General features: G+C 35.8%; 22 protein-coding genes. 7 read left to right on the forward strand and 15 right to left on the reverse strand.

The features are described 5' to 3' along the window. Nucleotides 1-105: 105 nt before the first annotated feature. From infC to IEX65_RS06990, 9 genes are all read right to left on the reverse strand, one after another. On the reverse strand, nt 106-663 hold the full coding sequence (gene infC / locus IEX65_RS06950) for a translation initiation factor IF-3 (protein WP_188765296.1): 558 nt from the start codon (nt 661-663) through the stop codon (nt 106-108). A gap of 101 nt (nt 664-764) precedes the next feature. Continuing rightward, nucleotides 765-2,711, reverse strand: a complete 1,947-nt coding sequence (thrS, locus tag IEX65_RS06955) for a threonine--tRNA ligase (protein ID WP_188765297.1) — start codon at nt 2,709-2,711, stop codon at nt 765-767. A gap of 82 nt (nt 2,712-2,793) precedes the next feature. Beyond that, the gene (locus IEX65_RS06960; RefSeq protein WP_188765298.1) at nt 2,794-4,020 is read right to left on the reverse strand and encodes a tetratricopeptide repeat protein; all 1,227 of its coding nucleotides are present in this window, start codon (nt 4,018-4,020) and stop codon (nt 2,794-2,796) included. Between the two features lie 132 nt (nt 4,021-4,152). Further along, nucleotides 4,153-4,404 carry a redox-active disulfide protein 2 gene (locus IEX65_RS06965; RefSeq protein ID WP_188765299.1) on the reverse strand — a complete coding sequence of 84 codons (252 nt, stop codon included), beginning with the start codon at nt 4,402-4,404 and terminating at the stop codon, nt 4,153-4,155. A 26-nt stretch (nt 4,405-4,430) separates the two neighbouring features. Next, nucleotides 4,431-5,147, reverse strand: a complete 717-nt coding sequence (locus IEX65_RS06970; RefSeq protein ID WP_188765300.1) for a DUF3667 domain-containing protein — start codon at nt 5,145-5,147, stop codon at nt 4,431-4,433. A gap of 104 nt (nt 5,148-5,251) precedes the next feature. Then, nucleotides 5,252-6,163 carry an RsmD family RNA methyltransferase gene (locus IEX65_RS06975; protein ID WP_188765301.1) on the reverse strand — a complete coding sequence of 304 codons (912 nt, stop codon included), beginning with the start codon at nt 6,161-6,163 and terminating at the stop codon, nt 5,252-5,254. Between the two features lie 92 nt (nt 6,164-6,255). Beyond that, complete coding sequence (locus IEX65_RS06980; protein ID WP_188765302.1) at nt 6,256-7,812, reverse strand: hypothetical protein; 1,557 nt, start codon at nt 7,810-7,812, stop codon at nt 6,256-6,258. Nucleotides 7,813-7,894: 82 nt separating this feature from the next. Next, complete coding sequence (locus IEX65_RS06985; RefSeq protein WP_188765303.1) at nt 7,895-9,499, reverse strand: hypothetical protein; 1,605 nt, start codon at nt 9,497-9,499, stop codon at nt 7,895-7,897. Beyond that, nucleotides 9,489-9,899, reverse strand: coding sequence for an EVE domain-containing protein (locus IEX65_RS06990; RefSeq protein ID WP_188765304.1), 411 nt, complete (start codon nt 9,897-9,899; stop codon nt 9,489-9,491). Before IEX65_RS06990 ends, IEX65_RS06985 begins: the two co-directional genes overlap by 11 nt. A 245-nt stretch (nt 9,900-10,144) precedes the next feature. On the opposite strand from IEX65_RS06990, the gene IEX65_RS06995 reads away from it, so the two are divergent. After that, entirely contained in the window at nt 10,145-11,674 is a 1,530-nt protein-coding gene (locus IEX65_RS06995; RefSeq protein WP_188765305.1) for a 3-coathanger stack domain-containing protein, read from the forward strand. A gap of 52 nt (nt 11,675-11,726) precedes the next feature. Here IEX65_RS06995 and IEX65_RS07000 read toward each other — a convergent pair whose 3' ends face one another. Next, entirely contained in the window at nt 11,727-14,969 is a 3,243-nt protein-coding gene (locus IEX65_RS07000) for a VPS10 domain-containing protein (protein WP_188765306.1), read from the reverse strand. A gap of 123 nt (nt 14,970-15,092) precedes the next feature. Here IEX65_RS07000 and IEX65_RS07005 point away from each other — a divergent pair, with 123 nt between their 5' ends. The 3 genes from IEX65_RS07005 to IEX65_RS07015 all read left to right on the forward strand — a co-directional run bounded on the left by IEX65_RS07005 (nt 15,093) and on the right by IEX65_RS07015 (nt 16,848). Beyond that, the gene (locus IEX65_RS07005; protein WP_188765307.1) at nt 15,093-15,668 is read left to right on the forward strand and encodes a hypothetical protein; all 576 of its coding nucleotides are present in this window, start codon (nt 15,093-15,095) and stop codon (nt 15,666-15,668) included. A 66-nt stretch (nt 15,669-15,734) separates the two neighbouring features. Beyond that, nucleotides 15,735-16,199, forward strand: a complete 465-nt coding sequence (locus IEX65_RS07010) for a DinB family protein (RefSeq protein ID WP_188765308.1) — start codon at nt 15,735-15,737, stop codon at nt 16,197-16,199. A 106-nt stretch (nt 16,200-16,305) separates the two neighbouring features. Then, on the forward strand, nt 16,306-16,848 hold the full coding sequence (locus tag IEX65_RS07015) for a DinB family protein (protein WP_188765309.1): 543 nt from the start codon (nt 16,306-16,308) through the stop codon (nt 16,846-16,848). Between the two features lie 58 nt (nt 16,849-16,906). On the opposite strand, the gene IEX65_RS07020 is transcribed toward IEX65_RS07015, so the two are convergent. Beyond that, nucleotides 16,907-18,010, reverse strand: coding sequence for an MBL fold metallo-hydrolase (locus tag IEX65_RS07020; RefSeq protein ID WP_188765310.1), 1,104 nt, complete (start codon nt 18,008-18,010; stop codon nt 16,907-16,909). 209 nt (nt 18,011-18,219) lie between these two features. Here IEX65_RS07020 and IEX65_RS07025 point away from each other — a divergent pair, with 209 nt between their 5' ends. After that, entirely contained in the window at nt 18,220-19,269 is a 1,050-nt protein-coding gene (locus tag IEX65_RS07025; RefSeq protein WP_188765311.1) for a helix-turn-helix domain-containing protein, read from the forward strand. Beyond that, a complete protein-coding gene (locus tag IEX65_RS07030) occupies nt 19,270-20,415 on the forward strand; it encodes a methionine aminotransferase (RefSeq protein WP_188765312.1) in 1,146 nt (381 codons plus the stop codon). 7 nt (nt 20,416-20,422) lie between these two features. Here IEX65_RS07030 and IEX65_RS07035 read toward each other — a convergent pair whose 3' ends face one another. The 4 genes from IEX65_RS07035 to IEX65_RS07050 all read right to left on the reverse strand — a co-directional run bounded on the left by IEX65_RS07035 (nt 20,423) and on the right by IEX65_RS07050 (nt 24,032). After that, the gene (locus tag IEX65_RS07035; RefSeq protein ID WP_188765313.1) at nt 20,423-21,556 is read right to left on the reverse strand and encodes a transglutaminase domain-containing protein; all 1,134 of its coding nucleotides are present in this window, start codon (nt 21,554-21,556) and stop codon (nt 20,423-20,425) included. Between the two features lie 4 nt (nt 21,557-21,560). Then, nucleotides 21,561-22,283, reverse strand: a complete 723-nt coding sequence (locus tag IEX65_RS07040) for a hypothetical protein (RefSeq protein ID WP_188765314.1) — start codon at nt 22,281-22,283, stop codon at nt 21,561-21,563. Beyond that, a complete protein-coding gene (locus IEX65_RS07045) occupies nt 22,249-23,385 on the reverse strand; it encodes an AMP-binding protein (RefSeq protein WP_188765315.1) in 1,137 nt (378 codons plus the stop codon). Before IEX65_RS07045 ends, IEX65_RS07040 begins: the two co-directional genes overlap by 35 nt. Nucleotides 23,386-23,456: 71 nt before the next feature. Further along, on the reverse strand, nt 23,457-24,032 hold the full coding sequence (locus IEX65_RS07050) for a QcrA and Rieske domain-containing protein (RefSeq protein WP_229250553.1): 576 nt from the start codon (nt 24,030-24,032) through the stop codon (nt 23,457-23,459). Between the two features lie 285 nt (nt 24,033-24,317). Here IEX65_RS07050 and IEX65_RS07055 point away from each other — a divergent pair, with 285 nt between their 5' ends. Then, nucleotides 24,318-24,779, forward strand: a complete 462-nt coding sequence (locus IEX65_RS07055) for a DUF2452 domain-containing protein (protein WP_188765316.1) — start codon at nt 24,318-24,320, stop codon at nt 24,777-24,779. Nucleotides 24,780-24,861: the final 82 nt, after the last annotated feature.

A 24,861-nucleotide genomic window follows, 5' to 3' on the forward strand; every position in this document is an offset into this window, starting at 1 on the left:
TGTTAAATCTTGTCTATGAAAATTATCGTAGTATAGGATTTCGATAAAAACACAAAAAGGGCTGAATTGAGATTTCAATTCAGCCCTTAAATATTTCTACGAAAATTATTTCTTAGGTTTCGGAGCAAGAAATACAATCATTCTCTTACCTTCAAGTTTCAATTCACCTTCTGGTTTACCGTATTCTTCCAGACCCGCAATAAAACGTTTCAACAATTCTACTCCTTGGTCTTTGAATACAATCTGACGGCCAACAAAGTGAACGTAAGCCTTAACTTTTGCATTTTCTTTCAAGAATCCAATTGCGTGCTTTAATTTGAAATCAAAATCATGGTCATCGGTTTGTGGGCCGAATCTAATCTCTTTGATTACTGTTTTAGCCGCTTTGGCTTTTATTTCCTTTTGCTTCTTCTTTTGGTCATACTTAAACTTAGAATAGTCAATAACTCTACATACTGGCGGATTGGCCGTTGGTACAATTTCAACTAAATCTAAACTTTGAGCTTGTGCCATAGCAAGAGCTTGGGCGGTGTCAAAAATACCCTGCTCTACGTTATCACCTACTAAACGAACCTGTGGTACACGAATGCGTTGGTTGATTCGGTGTTCGTCTTCCTTCTGTACTGGTTTTCTGAAATTACGATTGAATGGTTGTTGTGCCATTTAACGATTTTAAGGTTGCTAAAAATTGATTTTTACGAAAGTACTATTTTTTTTTGTATAAAACAAATATTAATACTTCAAATATTGCGAAACCGAGACGATTATGCCTTAAACTGAGGTATATTTTTGTATATTTCAGTTTTTGCGTAGGCTATAAACTCTTCGATTGTCATTGAGCCCAAATCGCCTTCGCCCTTTCTTCTGACCGAAACTTTGCCTTCTTCGGCTTCTTTTTCACCTACAATGAGCATCAAAGGCAGTTTATTTACCTCCGCATCACGGATTTTTCTGCCAATTTTCTCATCACGATGGTCAACGTAGCCTCTGATGTCTTGTTCTTGTAAAGTCAAGAATACATCGTTGGCGTAGTCTTCGTATTTTTCAGAAATCGGCAAAATAGCTATTTGGTCAGGCGATAACCACAATGGGAAATTACCTGCGGTTGTTTCAATCAAAATCGCAATGAAACGTTCCATCGAACCAAATGGAGCTCGGTGAATCATTACTGGACGATGTTTTTGGTTATCTGAGCCTACATATTCGAGTTCAAATCTTTGTGGTAACTGATAATCTACCTGAATAGTTCCGAGTTGCCATTTACGCCCCAAAGCATCTTTCACCATAAAGTCGAGTTTCGGGCCATAGAAAGCGGCTTCACCGAGTTCTTCAACAGTTTTTAGCCCTTTTTCGGCAGCTGCACGACGAATTGCATTTTCAGCTTTATCCCATGCTTCATCCGAACCAAAATACTTTGTTTTATTTTCTGGGTCACGTAAAGAAACTTGGGCAGAAAATTCTTCAAAACCAAGTGATTTGAATACATAAAGTACCAAATCAATTACTTTTTTGAATTCATCTTCAACTTGGTCATCAGTACAGAAAATATGGGCATCATCTTGCGTGAAGCCACGCACACGAGTTAAACCATGCAATTCACCACTTTGTTCGTAGCGGTAAACTGTACCAAACTCAGCCAAACGTAAAGGTAATTCACGATAACTACGTGGTCTGGCACGGAAAATTTCACAGTGATGAGGGCAGTTCATTGGTTTCAACAAAAACTCCTCTCCTTCTTCGGGTGTTGTGATTGGTTGGAATGAATCTTTTCCGTATTTTTCCCAGTGACCTGAAGTTTGATATAACTGTTTGCTACCGATATGTGGCGTTACAACTTGCTGATAACCAGCTTTTACTTGTGCTTTACGCAAGAAATTTTCGAGTCTTTCACGCAACATCGCTCCTTTTGGCAACCACAACGGTAAACCTTTGCCTACTTTTTCAGAAAATGTAAACAAATCGAGTTCTTGACCTAATTTACGGTGGTCACGGCGTTTGGCTTCCTCTAAAAGTGTTAGGTAATCTTCTAACTCTTTTTGTTTTGGGAATGTCACCCCATAAATACGAGTCAACATTTTATTGTTTTGGTCGCCTTTGAAGTACGCACCCGCCACATTCATGATTTTTGCTGCTTTGATAAAACCAGTATTCGGAATATGCGGCCCACGACATAAGTCTGTGAAATTTCCCTGCTTGTAGAAAGTAATCGAACCGTCTTCTAAGCCTGAAAGTAAATCTAACTTATATTCGTCGCCTTTTTCTTCAAAATATTTGATTGCATCAGCTTTGGCCATCGGAATCCTTACGTAATCATTCTTCTGACGAGCCAATTCCAACATTTTATCTTCGATTTTCTTGAAATCGTCATTCGAGATGCTTTCGCCATTTGTATCTACATCATAATAGAAACCGTTTTCGAGCGGCGGACCAACCCAAAATTTCACTTTAGGATAAAGAGCTTCTAAAGCCTCAGCCATTAGGTGAGCTGACGAATGCCAAAATGTTGATTTCCCGTCGGTATCATTCCACGTCAAAAGTTGTACGGTTGAGTCGGTTTCGATTGGCAAATTGGCATCTTGAACCGTGCCATTCACTTTGGCAGCCAATACATTTCTTGCGAGGCCTTCACTAATTGAAAGGGCCACGTCATAACTCGAACTCCCTTTTGGATATTCTCTTACACTTCCGTCGGGCAAAGTAATTTTAATCATAAAAAAATCTGTCAACTATTACCTAATATAATATATACTTCTTTTTATCTCTTAAAGTTTCAAATGAAACTAATATAATATTTTACAATTTCAAACGTCTTGAAGAATCGGTTTTAATATTTACTTTTTTCTTCGGTGCAATGATGTTTACCCTAACTCTCGAAGTATCTAAAAGTTTTTTAGGCTCTTCTACTACAACTGGTTTAGCTACCGGAGCTGGGGCTTTCTTCACAGGAATCGGAATTGGTGCTTTGTAAACCCCCAAAGCTGAATTTATTTGACCAGAAACTCTATTCAACGCAATAATCGCTTGGGTATCATTCGGGTCTTTTTCAACTTCAGCCTTCAAAAACTCTTCGGCTTTTGTCAAAGAGCCGAGTTGTTCAAGCGTGAGGGCAATAGAGTAATTGATTTTAGATGTTTCTGGATTTGCATCCAAAACCTTCTCATAAAACTCCAATGCTTTTGTATAATTTTTCCATCGAAAATAAATCGATGCCGAATATAACATTGCATCAATTCTACGGGCATCCATTTTAGATGCTCTGTCATAATAAACAAGAGCAGAATCTAAGCGGCCAAATTTATTATAAACTAAGCCTCTATCAACCAAAAATTCAGCATTCTTGGGAAACTGCAAAATTGCAGTATTATTGACTGCCAAAGCCGAATCATATAATCGGCGATTTTTCAAGATTTCGGTCAAAGTTGAGTAACCTAATTTGAAAGAAGGCTTCATATCAATGGCCTTGTTCATTTTTAAAATAGCAGTATTGGTATCGCCTTTTCGGGCGGCCAATGTTCCTTGATAAAAGTAAGTTTCACCGTCGTAAGGAGCTATTTGCAAAGATTTTGCCAAATATTGTTCGGCATTTTTTAAGTCGTTGCGTTGCTGCGACAAATCACCTAACAAAGTATATAATTCGGGCGTATCAACATTTAAGATTTCGGCACTTTGAGCGAAGGCATAGGCATCACGATATTGCTTCATATCACGCAATATCAATGCTTTTACATAAAGGTATTTGCCAGTATTTTGTTTCAGGCGGTCGGCTCTATTAATATCCTCCAAAGCTTTCTGACTATCACCCATTTTGTGCAGAATAATTGCTCGCTTGTAGTAGTTTTCTGCCAAACTTGGGTTACTTCTGATGGCATCAGTCAGAGCTTCCAGCGATGCAGTATTTTGAATACTTTCTGTTTGGAATGGGGTTGGTGGAATTTTAGAACGTTCACGGTTATCTTGTCCGCACGCATACAAGAGAACTGAAATGGAAATAAATAGGTAGATTTTCTGATTATTAGACATCCGTTTTTATTCACAATTTTGAAAGGTAATAGTAAATTGCCTAATCGTGAGATATTTTTTCACAAAAATCCGAATTTTTTCTTAGAATAAAAACGAAAATTTAAGTTAATGGTCTGTCTGTTACTTTATAATCTATTCCAAACCTCTTGACTTCAACTCTTTATTTATTTCTTTAATAGAATTGAAATTGATAATTGCAATAGGAATCAATGCTAATGGCACTGTCAGAGCAGTCCAATTTTGTTTGCCATTGATAATATTTACTATATTCAGAATAACCAAAAGCGTAAGCATACCAAGAAGCAGCCCAGTCACAAACTTAGTGGTCTTTTTTCTTTTGAGTAATTCTTCGTTAGATAATTCGGTTAGTTTTTTGTTTTCCATTGTTATACAAGGTTAGTTTACAGGTGTCAAAGTTTCATTATTGCATCAACAGAAAAACCTATTAGAAATGCAAGAATTGTAAAAGTTATCATTCCTAAAATGTAAGCCAAAAAGGCTTTACCATAATTTATAAGTTTGGTTTTATCAAAAAACTGCCCAATCGCCCACGAGATATAGATAAACCCAAGTATTCCACCAATAAACATTAATGGGAGTTTTGTAAGTCCTACAATCAAAGCAAATAACGCATAAATTAGCATTGCAATCCCAATAATGAAACAAAGTAAAATTAGAATTTCAAAAAAATTATATTCGTACTTTTTAAAGAACACTTTTATCCAAAATGCAATAAATACAGCCATCATTATATTTCCGTATCCGTAATGGTCTTGATACCATTTAAACATCTTGCTCGTGAATACGGCTTCAGGAGCATTTAGTTTAACGTATCCGTCCTCTACATGAAAATAATGAATCGTTAGAGTATAAATTAATGATGTAACAATTATAAAAATAATAGGTTTTACGAGTCGAGCCCTATTATCAGCAATGAATTCTCTAATACTTTGCCCTGGTCGAAGCAATAACTCCCTGATAGTAAACAATATACCACGTTCAAAGTGCAAAATATGCTCCATTTCATGTTGAATATAGTGTCCATCAATTCGATGAAGTTTTGCTGGTTGTCCACAATTTGGACAATAGTTTAGTGTTACTTCAGTATTACAATTTTTACAAATCATATTTTATTGCAAATCAATATTTTAATTTGCTTCAATTTATACACATCTTAAATATTATCAATGGTTTTTGATTAGTATTTCAAAATATACTGAATCTTTATGGCTTAAATAGTTGAGAAACGATAAAAAACACCCAGAGGGAGCTTCTTCTGAAAGGAATCTTGCAGCACCAATTCTCCCATTTCTGGGTTTTGAACGTTTGCGTAATTTTGCTTAATAATTGTTTCGGCAATGACTGCCGAAAAGCCCATAGAGTAGAGGTTCAGAATAAAAAAATGATGCTTTTCGTCGAGAAGTTCGAGGCAGTTTTTCAATAATTCGTTCAAACCTTCTTCTAAAACCCATTTTTCGCCATCGGGGCCACGTCCGTACGCTGGTGGGTCAAGAATAATTCCATTATACTTTTTTCCACGTTTTACTTCTCTCTTAACAAATTTCAGAGCATCTTCAATCACCCAACGAATATCAGTCAAGCTACTTGCTTCCATGTTTTCTCTTGACCACGAAATCACTTGTTTTACAGAATCTACGTGCGTAATATCAGCTCCATTTGCTTTAGCAATCAATGAAGCTCCGCCAGTGTAGGCAAAAAGATTCAATACTTTTGGCAGTTGCAGCGAAGCATCACTCGATTTCATTGACGTTAGTTTATCCTCAATATAACGCCAGTTGGCTGCCTGCTCAGGAAAAATGCCAACGTGCTTGAATGACGAAAGTGATAATTTGAACTTGAGTTTGGTTTTGCCTTGCTCATAATTCATGTACCATTTTTCTGGCATTTTCTTTATGTTATGCCATTCGCCTCGCTCTTCTGGACTTAATTGGTCACGACCTTTGGTTTTCTTGAAGATTGCCGATGCTTTCCGTTGCCATACTTCCTCAGAAAGAGATTTATCCCAAACGGCTTGTGGTTCTGGACGAGCTAAAATAAAATCGCCGAAGCGTTCGAGTTTTTCGTAATTACCCGAATCGAGTAATTCATACGAACTAATATTTGGAGTAAGTAAATTGTACAAAATGAGTTTTGAGTGCTTAGTTCAGAACTCTGAGTAGAAATTTGGTTTCAAGTAAAAATTGCCATGACAACTCGCCGCTATTGCGGACTTGATTAAAACTCAGAACTCAGAATTTTTGAAATGTAAATAATTTTCTTTACGTTGGTTTCTGGGATTTGCTGCTGCCCTCTTTTCCTTCTTGAAGGTTTCTCTTTAGGAGCAGACATTTCTTTTATGACTTCAAATTTAATACGACTTCCATCAGCAATGAAATAATTTTCGTACCAATTTCTCACATTACGGTATTTTGCAATGTATTGACTATTCTTTGGGTCGTCATTTTCGGAAGAAAGTTTATAGACATCAGGCTCGGCATAGCCTTTGGGTTTTGAAACAACTAAGTTTCCTTTCACACAGTATGCTACCGAATTTTGCTTATTTATGGCCACAACTTCATCAATATCAGATGAGGTTTGTTTTAAATCTATTTTTTGTTGTTTTAACAAATTTCCATCTAAATCAAAAATTGCGGTAAAAGCATTCTGATAATTATAACCTGCTAAAACCTGTTTTGTTCGGTTGCGTTGGTTGCTATAATTTAAACTAAAGTTATAACCCACATAATCAGGATTATCTACGCTAACCACTTGATAGGTGGGCTGATAAAAACTACCTCCAAATGCGATTTGATTTTCAGTAAAGGTAGTTTGTGTAGGTAAAAATGTATAAGTACTTGAAACCTTTTTCAGTTGCTCATCGGTTAATGCCTCGATTCCTTTCAAGAGTTTTCGATAATCATAAAACTTTGTAAAAATGGTTTTATCGTGTTCGAGTTTTGAAAAATATATCCCTTTTACACCATTATTTGACTGATAAACGCCTGTTACGATGCTAACTAATGAGTCAACTTTCGTAAGTTGAGCAGTTAGCGGGAAATTTCCCGCATTGGATTGTATCGCACTTTTTGAAATTAACTTTCCGAGCGTATCATATTTTGCATAAACAACATACGCATTTTTTATAAACTCACCTTTTTTCTTCTTTTCGTTGGTATAACCTGGCTCTTTTATTGACCAAAGAGATTCAATAATATGAGTTTTTTGATTATAATTGATAAACTGAATCTGGGCTTTACCATTTAAATCAGCAGAAGTAAATTGGCCTTCATTCGTTTTAAAATCAAAATCATAAAAAGTTCCTCCTTTTTCATTCATCCCTGCTATCAAAATTCTATCTTTAAAAGCAACATAGCTTTGGTCTTGAAAGAATTCTCGAAGTTCAAAACCCTTGTTTTCTGCTTTACCATCTTTCAAATCAAAGCTAAACAACTGATAATACATTCCTTGGCTTTCGCTAAACAAAAAAGTAACTTTCTGATTATCAAGAAAATATGCGGTTGGTTTTCGTTCTACATCTAATAAAACTTCATTTTCCCATACTTTCCGTAACTCTGTATCAAATTTAACAATGACCGCTTTTGTAATATCTTTTTTAATGAACAGTAAGAGACCGTCTTTACCGAGTGAAATTACCTTCTGCCAAGTTGGATTTCCACTAATTTCTATCTCAACAGTTTTTAGAACTCCTGAGGCAGGGTAAATGGTATTTGTTTTTTGAGCATGTAAAGAATTAGAAAGAATGAGTAATAGAATGAAAAAATATTGTTTCATCAGCAATGAGTTGGTTGAATTTTAGGCACAAAAATATGCCACACCTTTTTATATAACGGTGTGGCATAAATAATTTGATATTTTAGAATGCAATTTTATTTAAATAAAATACCCTCCTACTCCCTTCGGTTCGGTTGGCGATTCGTTGGTATCCCCACGCCAAATAATAATTCTGATGCCAATATTCTATGTCGTCGGTGGCAGTATCTCTTACTTTATCACCTTCTTTTTGAGTGTCAATGTCAATAGTTTTTGTACCTTCAACCACATCATTTCCTCTAACAATTTTACTGGCGAGTTTTCCTTTATTGCTATAAACCAACGAAATATCGTCTCCTTCGGAATGAATTTTTACTTTCTCTTTTAGCTCCATACTTTTTACATTATCGAAGCTAAAACTATTATCCCAAATTAGTTTTCCGTTTAAATCAAACCCTGCAACAACGGCGTGCGTATATTTGAATCCATCGAATTGCTGATTATTACTACCATAATTTGAATACATCCAAGGATTCCAAGCCCAAGAGTTTAGTCCATAATAACGAGAATAACGCAACATACTCAATGAATTATACCCTCCGTACCCAAATCCAAACGGAGAACCAAATGCACTACCATAATATGGATAATTATTATTAGTTCTGAATTCGGGGTAGAATACTTCCGCAACTAATATATATTGATTGTCTTTTTTTATAATATCATGTACTAAAACTCTGTAATTGAGTTTTAAGTCGTCGCCTTTACCTTTTTTCTTTTTTATCTTTTTTTCAATCTTTTCTTGTTGTTTTGGAGGCAGAAATTTGAAAAAGTTTTTGAAATCTGTAAAACTGTGCATTTTCAGATATTCGGGAGTTTCGCCATCAACTTTACTTATATAAAGCCCCTGCGACATTGGTCCACCATTCGACTGATAACCTTTAAATCCATAATTACCAATCATTAGCTGCGTTCCATCATTTAATGAGAAAAGTTTTCCTGTCAATAAACCATAGTCTTCTTCTGGTTCAACGGTAAGTTGCTCTACAATTTTTCCATTTGGATTGATTCGTTTGACTGCCATATAACTCGAACGCCCCTTTTTTACCGAATAAGAAACTATCAATAATCCATTAGCATCATCGTAATCTAATGACGAAATACTGGCAGTTCCTTTAATTCCTCCTGCCAAAATTCGAGGTTGCATTTTACTAAAGTTGACACTCATCAAAACGGGTTCTTCTTTTACCATTCCTGCTAAATAGGCCACGTCGTTATAGACCTTAAATTCTGAAACCTCAAATCTGCGAATATTCTCAAAGAAGAATTTTTGCATGATACCAATGCCAGTAGAGACTTTGATAATTTGATACAAATCAGAATTGTATTTACTAAACAGGAAATAGACATCACGGCCATCTCGATGAAAATCTACCATGGATTGGTTTTCTTCAAGTTCACCATTAGCCGACCATGCTTGTTGTAATTGGGCATCATACTTAGTTATATTGAAACTCAGTTTACCCGTTTTGGTAAGCACCAAAACCCCTTCTTCTCCTAATGTAATTACTTGAAAACTTTGGTCTTCGCCACGAGTGGGTATTTCGATTCGACGCACACTTTGGCCGTTTAATTGAACCACACTCAAGAAAGCAATGATTAAGAAACAAATTTGTAATAAAAACTTTTTCGATTTTCTAATTTCCATATCCTTTTGATACAATGATGTCGAACTCTTCTTTTTTAAGTTGTTGGACAGAGAGGCGAGACTGACGAATAAGAGACACATCCTGTAGTCGTACGTCAGCTTTAATGGCTTTGAGCGTAACAGAATTAGGAAGTTTTTCGACTGGAGCTAAATCAACAACCACCCAACGAGTATCATCTGTAGTTGGGTCTTGATACGCTTCTTTTACTATTTTAGCGATACCGACAACCTCAACTCCTTCGTTTGAATGATAAAATAAAACCAAATCATTCAGTTTCATGGCAGCCAGATTATTGCGTGCTTGATAGTTTCTTACGCCATCCCAAGTGCCTACGCCTTGATTAACGAAATCGTCCCAAGAATATTTGAAAGGTTCTGATTTTACGAGCCAGTAATTCATCTAATATTGATTAAATTTTGATTAATATTTAGTTGCCATTGAAACAATGACGCAAAATTAAAGTAAAATTGAAATTAAGCTAAGTATTATTGAATATTGTCTTGGATACCATTCAATAAAAATATGCCAAATGATGCTTTATTTTTGAAAGATTTGATTCAGAAATAGTATCTTTAAGAAACTATTTACCACTAAATAAGTTATTTAGAATTATTCTAAATTATTAAACAAAAAGTATTTCCTTTGTGAAAAAGAGAATTATGAAGAGCATGAAGGGAATTTTAATCTACATACTTATACAATTTATTATTCATGCTTCACTTGCACAAAGTCCTAACATCCTGTGGCAAAAATCTTTAGGTGGTAGTTTCTATGATAAAGCTGAATCTGTGATTGAATTAGAAGATGGTGGATATATCATAGGTGGTCACTCCCAATCAAACAACTATGATTTATCTATTAATCATGGTGGATTTGACTGGTGGATTGTTAGGCTAAGTAATACTGGAAATATCATTTGGCAAAAAACTTTAGGTGGCGGTGCTGATGACTATCTTCGTGGTATAATAAAAACTCCAGACGGTAATATTCTTTGTGTTGGAGATACCCAATCTAACAATGGTGATATTAGTGGTTTAATCGGTCAAATTGATTTTTGGGTTGTAAAAATTAATTTATCAGGGAATGTAATCTGGGAAAGGTGTTATGGTGGAGAAGCTCTTGATAGGGCTTATTCAGCATGTGTAACCGATGATGGAAACATCCTGATTGCAGGTTCAACCGAATCTCAATATCCATATATTGAAGATAATCATGGTTTATCTGACTTTCTTCTAATCAAAATTGATTCACAAGGCAACAAAATCTGGCAAAAAACTTACGGTGGAAGCAGCAACGAAACCTGTAAATCAATAAAAAAATCAAACAATGGCGGTTATCTGCTTATAGGAAATAGCACATCTAATAATGGAGATTTAAGCAATAACTATGGGCAACAAGATGTGTGGGTTTTAAAAATTGATAATATTGGAGGAATCCAATGGCAACAATCATTTGGAGGAAGTAACGATGACTTCACTACTACTTTTACGGAAGACCAAAATGGAAATTTTTTAATAGTTGGCGAAACTTATTCGTTCGATTATGATGCCATAGAAAATCATAGTAGTTATGGTTCGAGAGATTATTTCATACTGAAAGTTTCTTCACAGGGTCAAAAAATTTGGACTCATTGCTATGGTGGCAGTGGAAATGAATATGCAAGAGGCGTAGTGGAAAGCAATAGTAATGAGTATATTATTGTAGGAGAGTCATACTCGAATGATGGGCAAGCACCCAATAATATTGGCAGTGCAGATATTTGGCTCATCAAATTAAATCCAACAATTGGCAATATAATTTGGCAAAGAAAATATGGTAGTGAAGGCCATGACGAACCCAATGACTTAATTTTGACTTTCGATAATAACTTTCTAATTGTAGGTAATACTTTTCCAGTTAATAATTACAATGATGTCACGCAACATTATGGTGATGACGATTTTTGGGTTGTAAAACTTCTCAATAATGATTGTGTAAAAAATCTATCTCTAAAAAAAGATATGCTCTACGGAAATAAAAATTTCGTTTCTTCTGAAAGTTTATCAAGTAGTGTAAAAAATCAAAGTTCGTCTTCAAACATTATCTATTCAGCAGGAAAAAGTATTCTTTTGCAAAGTGGTTTTTCGATTAAAGCAGGAGCTGTTTTTGAGGCTAAAATTGAGGGATGTAACTAAAAAAATAGCGAAGAGTTTATTCTTCGCTATTTAATTTATCATAATAAACTCATCAGTTTATATCTTTTTTCTTAACAACATTTATTGCTGGAATCTGATTTTCGAGTACCATTTTATTGAATGCTGGTACATCTTCGTCAATTACCTTTTTGAGTTTGTCAGTTGTTTTTTCCATTTTCTTGCTCAAATCATCAAGAGCTTCATAAGCACCTTTGGTTGGTTTGGCATCAGCACTCGAAACTACACTGGCTACACCAGCAATTTTATCATTTAATCGAATAGGATAAGCCAATAAATCTTGTGTTGCACGGGCTTTATTCTGAACTAAAGATTGCTCTAAATCTTCTAAATTTTTAAGCATTGGTTTCGTTAGCTTCTGAAACTTAGCAATTAAAACAGTATCTTTCACGCTCTTCATATATTCAGAAACAGCTTTTTTGATTTCACGCATTTGATTGATTGCTTTATGATTTTCATCCAATTTCTTATGAATCTTCAACAATAAATCAAATTGTTCTTTCAATTCTGCATCAGTAGCTGGATTACGTGGGTCTTTTCTGATTTCAGCAATTTCTTCTTTTACAACATCTTTGCCAACAACCAATCTAACTTTGTAGTTTCCAGGTACAACTTTTGGTCCTGTTAGGCTACCAGCCCACATTGGCGAACGTTCGCCTTGAATCTCAGTTGCATCAGCATAACGCATATTCCAAACAAAGTGATTTAAACCTTCATTGGCCGAAAGAAGACCTGATTTTGTTTGTTTTGTATCTTCGTAGAAATCCTTAGAAGCTTTTTGTTCTTCACCTTTTACATCTTTTTTGCTCGAATAAGTCACTATAGTATCATTTGCCATGGTCAAGAATTGCAATTTTACTTCATCTTTCGGAGCATTTTTTAGATAATAATTTACTAAAACACCATTTGGAGCATTCTGACCTTCATCTTTTGGAGCTCCACGGCGGCCACCACCATCTCCTCCTTGCATACGATAAGAATGACGTGGCTTAAATAAGTGAATATCAGCAATGGCATTATCTTTTATTTCATATAATGGAGTTAAATCATCTAAAATCCAGAATGAACGTCCGTGAGTTGCTACAACTAAATCTTTTTCACGCTTTTGTACCTGCAAATCACGAATCGAAGTGATTGGAAGATTATTATTCATCAGATTCCAAGAAGCTCCATCATCAAATGAAACATAAATTCCTCTTTCTGTTCCAGCATATAATAAACCTTCTTTGTTAGGGTCTTCACGAACAACACGTGTGTATTCATCGGCAGGAATACCACTTATGATACTCGTCCAAGTTTTTCCATAATCACTTGTCTTGAATAGATAAGGCTTTCTATCTCCAAACATATAGCGAGTAGCAGCTACATAAGCTTTTCCTTTGACAAAATCTGATGTATGAATAGTTGAAATCAAAGCAAAATCGCCGAGTTGAGAAGTTGGAATCGTAATATTTGACCAGTTTTTGCCATTATCACGGGTTACATGAATAAAACCATCATCCGAACCTGCCCAAATATTACCTTTTTCGATAGTAGATTCTGCCAAAGCGAAAATCGTGGCGTATATTTCAGCACCAGTTTGGTCAAGTGTGATAGGGCCACCAGTTGCCCCAGTCGTTTTAGGGTCGTTTCTGGTCAAATCGGGGCTTATCGTTTCCCAAGAATGTCCGCCATCGTGTGTTACATGTACATATTGAGATGTTGCATAAAGGCGAGTATCATCGTGCGGTGAAAAAATAATTGGATACGTCCACTGAAAACGGTATTTCTTTTCAGCAGAAGTGTGTCCCATATTATTTTCGGGATATACCATGATATTTTGTTCTTGGTTATTTTCAGCATTAAGTTTTGTCATATAACCATCGTACGACCCACCATAAGTAATCTTAGAGTTTTTAGGGTCAATGGCAATATAACCCGATTCACCACCTGCTACTGGGTACCAATCACGAATACCAATTGAATTTCCATCTGTACGACTTGCGATTCTAACCGTACTGTTATCTTGTTGAGAACCATAAATATTGTATGGAAAATCATTGTCGAGATGAACATGATAGAACTGTGCAGTTGGAATATCAATATCTGAAAACGTAAAACCATCATTGAATGTTACCTCGGCTCCACCATCATCTCCAATGATAAAATTAGATGGATTTTTAGGGTTTATCCATACATCATGCGTATCTCCATGATGAACATTCAAAGTTCTGATTGTTTTTCCTCCATCATTAGATTTGAATGAGTTTACATTCAGAATAATCAAAGCATTTTCATTCAATGGGTCAGCTTGAAGATTCATGTAGTACCAAGGGCGTTGCCAAAGGTTTTTATTATCATTTACAAGCGTCCAATGTTCGCCCGCATCATACGAAGTGTATAGGCCACCTTTAGCATTTTCAATCATTGCATAAAGACGGTTAGAATTGGCAGGAGAAACGGCGATACCGATTTTTCCTAAAAGTCCTTTTGGCATACCTGGTTTTTCATTCAATGATTCCCAAGTATCACCTCCATCTACTGATTTATATAGACCGCAACCAACGCCACCACTACTCATGCTATGGCCATTTCTGTATGCTTGCCAAAGGGTCGCATAAATTACTCTTGGGTTATTGGGGTCAAGTCTTACATGATAAGCACCAGTGCTATCATTTTTGGCCAAGATATGTTCCCAAGTTTTTCCGCCATCTTTACTTCTGAAAACCCCTCTTTCTTTGTTTGGTGCAAACGGATTTCCGACAGCAGCCACATAAACTAAATTGTGGTCTTTCGGATGAACTTCTATTGTTGCAATGGCATCGGCTTTCGGCAATCCAATATGTTTCCATGTTTTTCCTGCATCAGTCGATTTATAAACACCATCGCCGTAGCTAATATTACTACGCATATCGGCTTCGCCCATACCCACATACACAACATTTGGGTCAGATGGAGCAACGGCAATAGCTCCGACCGAGCTTGATTTAAAAGTACTATCACCGATGTGGTTCCAGTTTGCACCGCCATCGGTAGTTTTCCAAACGCCTCCACCAACTGCTCCAAAATAATAGGTTAATGGTTGGTCGGCATGACCAGCAACTGCCAAAGAGCGGCCTGCACGGAAAGGGCCGATATTTCGCCAAGATAGCTCACTATACAAACTTTTATCAATTTTTGATGAAACTGTATTTGTAGATGTCTGCGGAGAAGGAGAAGGCGTATTTACTTTCTTTTTTTGAGAAAAAGCTGAAATTGCCAACCCACATCCCAAAAGTAGAAGGGAGAATTTCTTCATGTTGATGATTAGTTAAGGTTTATCGGTAAAAATACGGGCAATGTAATAACAAAACAAAAAAAAAAACGAAATTTGTAAACAAAATCACCTTACCAAATCAATATAATAAAATTTTCCCAAATTATGAATTTAATAATGTTCACTCCTACAGATAGCTTTGCAGCATTTGTGGAGCAGTGGTCGCAGTTGTACGACCCAAATACAAATTGGGAGGCCAACTACCACAAACACATCAAAATTGGCAAACCATTTACTCACAACGACATTCTGGAATTGTTTGAATGGCAAAGCCAAGCAGGACTCGGAAAAATTAGAACCGCAGCAATCAAAGAGAAGATTTATCCTCATCTCGACTACATCAATGATATGAAGTTTGAGGAAACGCTCGATTTAGTTCAGTTTAATGAAAAATTTGCAGATGTTGCGGCTGTATCACGTACGTTGGTGCTTCACATGATTAAACCAGAAGTTTATCCTTTATTCGACCAAAACGTGCATGTTGCTTACAATTTTATTCATGGCATTGAAATGGGGCCAAATGAATATCCAATCAAAAGTGAACCTCGGTTAAAATTCTATTTTAGGCATTTACTTCCGTTTATCACGAGAGAAAAAGGCGATATTCCGATGAAAAAAATTGATGAAGCACTCAATACATTTGGACAATTAATTAAGCGAAACCCAAAGTTGAAAATATAATTTCGGAGAACTGTATGTCAATTCGTGGCTTTTTCTGAAATTTGCGAGTAAATTATACTTCATGTTATGAATAACAACCAACTCGAAAAAATTATTGATAATCTGGACACCGTTTTTAGAGGCGACGCATGGCACGGACCATCGGTGATGGAGTTTCTGAATTCAATGCCTTTAGATATTGTTGATGTACAGAAAAACTTTTCTAAACATACTATTTGTCAGATTGTGTTTCACCTAACAGCTTGGAGAAAGTTTGTTTACGAAAAACTCAGTGATAATGTTCGCTACGATTTGGTTGACGAGACCGATAATTATGGCAGAGAAGAAGACATAACAAAGGCAAATTGGCAAAATTTGGTAAATAACCTCAAAGAAGCTCAAGAAACTTTGATGGATAAACTTGCCGAATTTGATGATAGTATTCTAAATCGTCTTGTACCAGGGCAAGATTATGATTTTTACAAGTTATTGACTGGCCTTATTCAACATGACACTTATCATCTGGGTATGATTTGGGTTTTGTGGGATTGAAGTTTCAAGCATTTTGTCAAGAATATTGATTTTAAACTAAAATAATCCTTTTCACGTTAAGGTATTTAAAAAATACAAAACTCTTCGAATAGAAGAGCCTTTTATTATGGAAGAATTGCAAACAACAGAGCTTGACCGCATCAAGACATTACTCAATGCCACTTTTCATGGTGGAGCTTGGCATGGACCCTCAGTTTTAGAAAACCTAAAAGATATTAAACCAAAAACAGCAGGTATTCGTCAAAAAAACATCCATACGATTGCTGAATTGGTCTATCATATTACAACTTGGAGGATTTTTGCTTTGAAAAAAATACAAGGCGATGAAGAGTTTGTAATAAAAACCGAAAAACAAAACTGGGGAAATATCATTGAAGTTGATGAATTTGAGTGGGAAACGCTTCAAATGGAGCTTACCCTAAGTCATGACGAGTTGATTAGTGCTTTAGAAGAAAAAGACGATAGCTTCTTGACAGAAATTGTTCCGGGTGCAGAATATGATTTTTATACGCTTCTTCACGGAATTATCCACCACGATTTGTACCACAACGGCCAAATTGGTATTCTGAAAAAATCAGCTCCAAAAGTTAGCAAGTTCGACGATGAAGATGAGTTCAGAGCGACGAGCTATTTTGAAGATGAATATTGATAAAGCTAAAAATAAAAAGGTCTGAGATTTAAAACTTCTCAGACCTTTTTTGATTGTATCAAAACTCCCACCATACTTTATCAGGATACAAACTATCAAGCACCACTGGTTCACCAATCATTGGTGTAGTAAGTTTAATTTCATCAGTAGCAGCAGCTTTTAAACGTTTAATTGGTTCATTCCAAGCATGATTTGCTAATGGAAATTTCGCCCAGTGGACTGGCATTAACACCTTAGTTTTCAAATCTTTAGCAGCTAAGAAAGTCTCTTCGGGTAATGTATGTATATGATGCCAAAGAAGGTTATACTGACCATTTTCGAGCATTGCAATATCAAACGGGCCGTATTTATCGCCAATAGTTTTAAAATGTGTATCATAGCCAGAGTCTCCTCCCAAGAAGAGATTATATCCATGTATTTTTAAAACAAACGACGACCAAAGCGATTTGGCACGAGTAAAGCCACGCCCAGAAAAATGTCGGGCTGGTGTAGCCGTAATCGAAATATCATCAGCTACTTTTACACTTTCCCACCAATCAAATTCCACAATTTTATCAGCACTAACGCCCCAATGCTCCAGATGAGCCCCAACACCCAACGAAGTATAAAATTTCTTAACTTTTGGTTTTAGTTTGAGTATTGTTTCGTAATCAAGATGGTCATAGTGGTCGTGAGATAGAAACAAAATATCTATTTCAGGAAAATCCTCTACCTGATAGGCATCTGCACCTTTGAAAGCCTTCACCATGAAACTAACTGGGGATGCACTGCCACTAAAAACGGGGTCGATTAGTATGGTAGTTTCTTTCGATTTGATAAAATACGACGAATGTCCAAACCAAACAATGGTTGGTTTATCTGCTTGTAAATTTTTAAGGTCTGTTTTTATAGAGGGAATTTCTTTGGGAGGCTCAACATTTGAAGGCTTATTGAAATAATCTTTCAATAAAGTTAGATAACTTCCATTTTCAGACATTACCGATGTATAACTTAAATTTTGAAATGCCCCATCTTTATAATTAGGCGATTTTAATATTCGTTCTAATCTGCTACCTTCCGGGTATTTGCCAAAAACAGCTTGTTGCATAAAACCCCAGACAATTATTGTCAATACAATTACAATTCCTACAATCCAAATTATCATTTTCTTTAAAATTTTCATCTTTTTTTGCTTGTTAGATATAAACTCGTTTCGATAATAAAATAGTTCCAAAAGCAAAAAACTACAATTTTTCTACTTAAAAACGCTTTTTTTTCTACGTATTTGGCGAATTGCTAAAAATTTTAGATATTCGGGTGTGCAAATTTTCCTAAGAAATAATAAGCAAGAATTTGACCGCAATGGGCTGAGTTCTTAAAATCGTAAATCCAATGTCACTCATTAGTAACAACCTCAAATACTTGCGTCGAATTAATGGTTTGACACAAGAACAATTTGCTCGCCGAATTGGCACCAAAAGAGCCAATGTAGGTGCTTACGAAGAATCAAGAGCCATTCCTCCCGTAGATACGCTCAAGATTATTGCCAATACTTTTGGCATTACGGTTGATGATTTTGTAAAAAAAGATATTCGTAAACTACGAGAAACTCCTGACTTAACTTTTGGGTTTGAAGCAAAACCATTTTATGCCAATGACCGTAGTGAAACACCACCCGTTTCGGCAGAAATTGACCCTTTTGATATTCCGATTAATAATTTGCCCAATAATGTTTTTGAGGAAACAAATTTTACCCCAACTCCATCAAAAACAGATTTTGATAATTACTCTGCTCCATCAATTGGAGATTTGATGAAGAAATTTTTGGGCGATGAGCCACCCATAAATCAAGAAATAAAAACCGCAGAAAGAGTAGCACAGAGCGTTAATCTAAAGCCAAGCTTCGAGCGAGAGCCTTATGTTAAACCACAACCTAACGTTCTACAACCAACTCAAAATCAATCAGTTAATCAAAATATTCAATTAGTTAGACGATTTCAGTTTAATGAATATTTGGTAAAAAACAATGATTTTCATTTTCTAAAAACTCTATCAACATTCAATATCCCAACGCTAACAAATAGCGAATATCGAGCATTTGAAGCGGGTGAAGATTTTGCTTTTGAAGGGGCTTTATTGATAGGTTCGTTAGTGAAAAATTGGCACGAAATTGCCGATGGTAAAAACTATATTTTAGTAACAAAATCACAAGGTATCATCTACCGCAGAGTTTACAACCAAGTAAAAATCAAAGGTACTCTCCTACTCAGCACTGACAATAATCGTTTTCCAAGTTCAGAAATTCCGTTTACGGACGTGATTGAAACCTGGGAAATTAAAGCTTTTGTAAGCCATACTTTACCCGAACCAAGCACACCATATAGCAAACTGGGGAATTTGGTTGATGAAATGAAATTTGAATTAGAACGAATAAAGAAATAAATGCAGATTACCTCAAAACAACCCAATATTGGTACAACGATTTTCACGGTTATGTCGCAATTGGCGGCAGAAACTGGTGCTTTGAATTTATCACAAGGTTTTCCTAACTATAATTGTTCGCCAAAACTTATCGAATTGGTCAATCATCACATGAAAAATGGCATGAATCAATACGCCCCAATGGCGGGAATCATGCCTTTACGTGAGGCCATTGCTCAAAAAACATTTGATTTGTATGGAATATCTTATAGCCCAAACGATGAAATTACTATCGTTTCTGGTTGTACAGAAGCTCTTTACGCAGTCATGACGGCCATTATTCACAAAGACGACGAGGTAATTGTATTTGAACCTGCTTATGATAGCTATGTTCCCTGTGTAGAATTGAACGGTGGAAAAGCAGTTTATGTAACACTTACTCCCAACAATGATTTTGCTATTGATTGGCAAGTGGTTAAGTCAAAAATTACTGAGCGAACCAAAGCAATTATGCTCACAACACCACATAATCCGACTGGTAAATGTCTTACGCAAAGCGATATTAATTCATTAGCAGAAGTATTAAAAGACACCAATATTTTTGTGGTTTCTGATGAAGTTTATGAGCATATTATTTTCGATGGTCGCAAACATCTTTCGCCTGCCATGCACCCCGAATTGAAAGAACGTACTTTTGTATGTGGTTCATTCGGCAAAACTTTTCACACAACAGGTTGGAAACTGGGGTATTGCTTAGCCCCGAAAGAATTATCGGCAGAGTTTAGAAAAGCCCATCAATGGATTACTTTTTCTTGCCCAACTCCTTTCCAATATGCTTTTGCCGATTTCTTGAAAGAGCCAGATAATTATCTTTCAGTAACACAATTTTACCAAGAAAAACGAGATAAATTTATTAATTGGATAAAAGATTCAAGATTTGAATGGATTCCTGCCGAAGGAAGTTTCTTTCAGATGGTTTCCTATAAAAATATAACTGACGAATCAGATTACGATTTGGCAGTAAGATGGACAAAAGAAATTGGCGTAGCATCTATTCCGATTTCGGTATTTTATGCCAATAAAATTGATAACAAAATACTCAGATTTTGCTTTGCGAAAGATGATGAAATGCTCGAACGAGCAGCTGAGAGGCTTTGTAGGTTATAAATACGTGTTATTTAGTAGGATGTGGATGATTTTTCCGATGTGTTTCTAACTGAACATACATAGATTTCAATGATTTTTCTTCATCATAAAACTGCTGCATTGACTTTACGATTAAGTTTTTATTTATACCAACACCATATTGTGTATCTTTGATTTTATCAATTAATGGTAAAACTTTATTAAAATTAGATTTAATTTGCTCAGCCAATCTGAGCATTTCTTTTTTTAATGGCAATGCCTTATTTGTCATTTCATCAATTGTTTTGCTGCTATTTATGTATTTATTGTTGCTAAAATATTGATAAATATAGCTATCAATCTTACTTCCATAATAATAGAGCAAAGAACACACTCCCAAATATTCGTTTGGGTTAAAATTATACATTCGAGTTGATTTTCTAAAGAGTTTTTCTTCGTCTTTTAGTCCTTTTTCTGCATTTAAAATCTCATTGAAATTTAATTTTGCAGTATTTGTTGCAACTGCTTTTCCGAAAAAAACATCTAAAGTTTGTGGATTGTCAACTAACTGAGTGGCAGGGTCAATACTACATCTGCTTTTTAGAAACTCTTCGGGTAGATTTTCAAAAGGTGATTTTAATTCTTCAAAGGGAGAAGGGTTTTTAATGAGACTGGCATCCCAAGTTGGGTCGCATAGATACCACTTTTTATTAATCTGAAAAATATTCCAAGCATGGCCAGTCTCGTCTTTACTAATAGTAGAATCTTTTACATTACCCACAACAACATCAGCATAAATTCCCGAGTGTGAACATAGGGCCACAAACAAAAATGCGTATCCTCTGCATAGTGCTTTTTCATTTTTTAAGACAGCCGAGCAAACTTGGGTTGGGTCTTTGAGGCCATTTTTCCAAGTAAAAACATCTGGTTTTCTGATATTAAATCCACGACCATTCTTCTCTTTTTCTAAAAGTTCGTCATCATAATCAATGTTATTGATTATCCATTTATGAATAGCCAACACTTTAATCGAATCTTTAGAAATTGTATCGGTAATGCTTTTTGCCAGTTCTTTGACCTTTGGAGTATCATCAAATTTTGGAAAAATAGAATAATGCTGGGCAAAACTTACCCTCGAACACACCAATAATAAACAGAATGTTAGATAAATTTTGCCACGCATACACTTACATTTTCATTATCTTCAATATCTTGTTTGGCTGAATCAATAGTGACTTTCCTACTTCATACCAAAGTTCATCACCTGCATTTAGAAATAAACCTTTATGCGATGGCTTGGTTCCGTGTGCAAAATCAGCTTCAAATTCGCCAGAAAATGTATTTTTCAAGATGTAATTGAGTTCGTCCCAAACTAAAACTTTTGTTTCGCTTGTGCCATCAATATTATTGGTTCTGACCAATTGTAATTTTCTATCTACAAACGAAGCCGTCACTAAAACCTCAACATTTTCACCCGATTGATTTTTCAGATACGTCAATTTCAAAGCCGCTTCTTTCCCAGCTTTTTCATAAACCGCTTGCTGAATTTCTTCAATCAGATATTTAAAAGCATCCGTGTTTTTTGGATAAAAACTTTTGCCGTCAAATTCCACTTGCCAAAAATCCTGATGAGGCTCTAATGACCTGATTTGCAATTCATTAGCAGATTTTAAACTACCAAAAACCACATCTGACCAAACCTTTGGCAACGTGCCTTTCCAAGTAAAATTATCGTTGGTTGTGAATCCTTCTTCCAAAATTTCATCTTCGGTTAGGTCTTCACGGTCGAGGTAGGTTAGCTCAAAACTTATATCTAAATCTTGGTCAAAACTTCCATTTATTTCAATGGCGTGAGCAAAAGGTGCTGGAATATTTTCAGCCGTTTGATATTTGAGGGAGAACGTAGGCATTTATCGTTTTAATTTTATCAATTTTTCCCGTTGGTGTTTCTATCATTTTTTCCACAAAAAATACTTCCTTCGGGACTTCAAATTTAGGCAAAATTTCTTTGAAACCTTGCAGAATATCTATCTTAGTTGCATCTTCTTTGCTCGGAAAAGCGTGATTTACCTCTTTTTCGAGTACAAAAACTAATCGTTCGCCGAGTTTTTCATCGGGCAGACTAAACACAAAGTTACGCCCACAAAGTTTTTGTTCATCGGTCGAAAGTTTTTTCAAAATTCCCTCGGCCGCTTTTTCGACCTTCTCCAACTGAATCTTCACTCCCCCACTATTAATCACATTATCAATCCTTCCATGCAGAATAAAACTACTTCCGTTGATAATTTCGGCTACATCATTTGTTGTAATCCATTCATTACCAGTAGTTTTCGATTTTATCATCAAACAATTCTCGTCATTGAGTTGTATATCAACACCATCAAGCGTATTAAAGAAATCTTCTTTCTCCGAACCGTTGATACGTTTGGTAGCAATGTGCGTAATGGTTTCGGTCATGCCGTAGGTTACATACACAGGTGGGAAAATAGTTTGTACTTTCTCAACAATCGAATCATTTACGGCTGCCCCCCCAATAATGATTGCTTTAGCCGAACCTAAAATCTCCGTAAAAATTGGCTTACTCTCCAACAAAGTTTGGATTTGAAGTGGAACAAAAGCAAAGAAATTGTGTCCACGGTTTGATTTTAGGATGTATAAATGCTTCTCAATATCTTCAAATGGATTAGATTTTGGCTCAACAACCACTAAATCCATTCCGATTTCAAAGGCACGAACGAGCATCATCATGCCCGCAACATAATCAATATTTAAGCAGCAAAAAGCAGTATCTCCTTCTTCTAAATTGAATGCTTTGGCGGTCATTTTTACAGATGCCACCATCTGCTTACGGTCAAGTGTTATTGTTTTTGGCGTTCCAGTCGAACCAGAAGTTTGAATCTCAAAGGTTTCTTGACCAGATTCCCACAATTCTTTGAATTGAAAAACTTTTTTGTAGTATGGATTATTGGGCTGTGTATTGATACAAGAGCCGTCTCTTTCTAAAAAAATCATATTATAAAATAAAAATCCCTTCTCAATTTGTCAATTTGAGAAGGGTTGAATAAATATTTTGCTATACAAAATTAAGCAAAAACTCTTAAAGTATTGTTAGTTGCATCAAAAGATGTAAAGTATTTGGTAAGTGCGGCCGTAGCTGGGCCTTTGGTTGCGGCTCCTGTCGATGAAAAAGTTGAGCCATGATTCGGACATAAGAAATCATTACTCGATGCACGATAGTCGATAGTCGTTTGTTCGTGTGTACATCTCGAATCAACTGCAATCCAAGTACCATTGGTATCATTTGCACGGGCAATAATAACGTTCTGGGCTTTTACAACCACGGCACTCCCTTTTGTTTTTAGGCTTGAATAAGTGGCATCATTGATATTAATAGTAAAATCAACTTTACCACCGTTTCCTGTTGGAGTTGGGTCAGGAATTTCGCCACCATCTCCGCAAGATTGCATGCAATTCATGAGCATAATTGCCCCAAAACTTAGCCCAACTTGTCGCATAAATTCTTTGCGGTCAATCGTATTGCGGTCAATCGTATTGCGGTCAATCGTATTGCGGTCAATCGTATTGCGGTCAATCGAATTTGTCATTTCATTTTTTTCTGGTGATTCTGTTTCAATATTGGTCATCATAGTTTCTTGCATCTTTTGTTATTTGTTTTTTAACGATTAGTTTAGAGATATGTTTTCAAAAATATCGAAATAATTAAACAAATACAAACTTTCACTTGTTGATGATTGATAAGGTATATTTCCTTAAAAAAACTAAATTATGGATAAAAAATATATTTATTTTTATTTTTATAGTTTTTTTATCCATTATATTTGCAATAAATAGATTATTTATCAGTTTTGAATCGTAAATATCTTTGCTTCATTGCACGATTGAGCAGTTTATGGATTCAATAAAATTAAAAATGACGCTTAAAGATGGAACACAATCCAATTGATAAAATAAAAGTTGCTGAAAACCCAGGTTTACTTGAATACGCTCACACCTCAGGCGGTGCAGTAATTCGCCCTGAAGATATGGGCAAAGTAAAGGGTAAAGCACAACTGGCAATGCGTCAGCAGACGCATGAACAGATAAATAAAATTTATCGTCAGATGGAATTGCTTGCCCAACAAGCCAAAGAAGTACAAAACAGAATTGAGGTTTCGGAGCGAATTTATGACGCTGTAATGGGTTTTGAACCAATTATTGGCCATATTTATTATTTATACGAAAAGAAAGATGGGTCGGATATTCTTTCGATGGTTTCTCCAAACGAATGGGGAAGAAAATTTCCGTTTAACCAATTTCTGGCGAAAGTATTCTTATTGGCCGACCACACTTGGAAAGTAGAGTTTTTCCAAGAAGATGACCGAACAGATACGATTGATTTGGATTAAATATGTGGGGCGAACCGAGCGACGGCCGCTTCCAGTTCGCAGTATTTACCTACAATTATCATAAAAAAGGGCGAACTTTCAG

The organism is Emticicia aquatilis (assembly GCF_014644295.1).
Taxonomy (GTDB): domain Bacteria; phylum Bacteroidota; class Bacteroidia; order Cytophagales; family Spirosomataceae; genus Emticicia; species Emticicia aquatilis.

Bases quoted from the DNA above. Each gene is read 5' to 3' on its own strand.
- infC (WP_188765296.1), bottom strand. From the start codon at position 663: ATGGCACAACAACCATTCAATCGTAATTTCAGAAAACCAGTACAGAAG.
- thrS (WP_188765297.1), bottom strand. From the start codon at position 2,711: ATGATTAAAATTACTTTGCCCGACGGAAGTGTAAGAGAATATCCAAAA.
- IEX65_RS06960 (WP_188765298.1), bottom strand. From the start codon at position 4,020: ATGTCTAATAATCAGAAAATCTACCTATTTATTTCCATTTCAGTTCTC.
- IEX65_RS06965 (WP_188765299.1), bottom strand. From the start codon at position 4,404: ATGGAAAACAAAAAACTAACCGAATTATCTAACGAAGAATTACTCAAA.
- IEX65_RS06970 (WP_188765300.1), bottom strand. From the start codon at position 5,147: ATGATTTGTAAAAATTGTAATACTGAAGTAACACTAAACTATTGTCCA.
- IEX65_RS06980 (WP_188765302.1), bottom strand. From the start codon at position 7,812: ATGAAACAATATTTTTTCATTCTATTACTCATTCTTTCTAATTCTTTA.
- IEX65_RS06985 (WP_188765303.1), bottom strand. From the start codon at position 9,499: ATGGAAATTAGAAAATCGAAAAAGTTTTTATTACAAATTTGTTTCTTA.
- IEX65_RS06990 (WP_188765304.1), bottom strand. From the start codon at position 9,899: ATGAATTACTGGCTCGTAAAATCAGAACCTTTCAAATATTCTTGGGAC.
- IEX65_RS07000 (WP_188765306.1), bottom strand. From the start codon at position 14,969: ATGAAGAAATTCTCCCTTCTACTTTTGGGATGTGGGTTGGCAATTTCA.
- IEX65_RS07005 (WP_188765307.1), top strand. From the start codon at position 15,093: ATGAATTTAATAATGTTCACTCCTACAGATAGCTTTGCAGCATTTGTG.
- IEX65_RS07010 (WP_188765308.1), top strand. From the start codon at position 15,735: ATGAATAACAACCAACTCGAAAAAATTATTGATAATCTGGACACCGTT.
- IEX65_RS07015 (WP_188765309.1), top strand. From the start codon at position 16,306: ATGGAAGAATTGCAAACAACAGAGCTTGACCGCATCAAGACATTACTC.
- IEX65_RS07020 (WP_188765310.1), bottom strand. From the start codon at position 18,010: ATGAAAATTTTAAAGAAAATGATAATTTGGATTGTAGGAATTGTAATT.
- IEX65_RS07025 (WP_188765311.1), top strand. From the start codon at position 18,220: ATGTCACTCATTAGTAACAACCTCAAATACTTGCGTCGAATTAATGGT.
- IEX65_RS07030 (WP_188765312.1), top strand. From the start codon at position 19,270: ATGCAGATTACCTCAAAACAACCCAATATTGGTACAACGATTTTCACG.
- IEX65_RS07035 (WP_188765313.1), bottom strand. From the start codon at position 21,556: ATGCGTGGCAAAATTTATCTAACATTCTGTTTATTATTGGTGTGTTCG.
- IEX65_RS07040 (WP_188765314.1), bottom strand. From the start codon at position 22,283: ATGCCTACGTTCTCCCTCAAATATCAAACGGCTGAAAATATTCCAGCA.
- IEX65_RS07045 (WP_188765315.1), bottom strand. From the start codon at position 23,385: ATGATTTTTTTAGAAAGAGACGGCTCTTGTATCAATACACAGCCCAAT.
- IEX65_RS07050 (WP_229250553.1), bottom strand. From the start codon at position 24,032: ATGCAAGAAACTATGATGACCAATATTGAAACAGAATCACCAGAAAAA.
- IEX65_RS07055 (WP_188765316.1), top strand. From the start codon at position 24,318: ATGGAACACAATCCAATTGATAAAATAAAAGTTGCTGAAAACCCAGGT.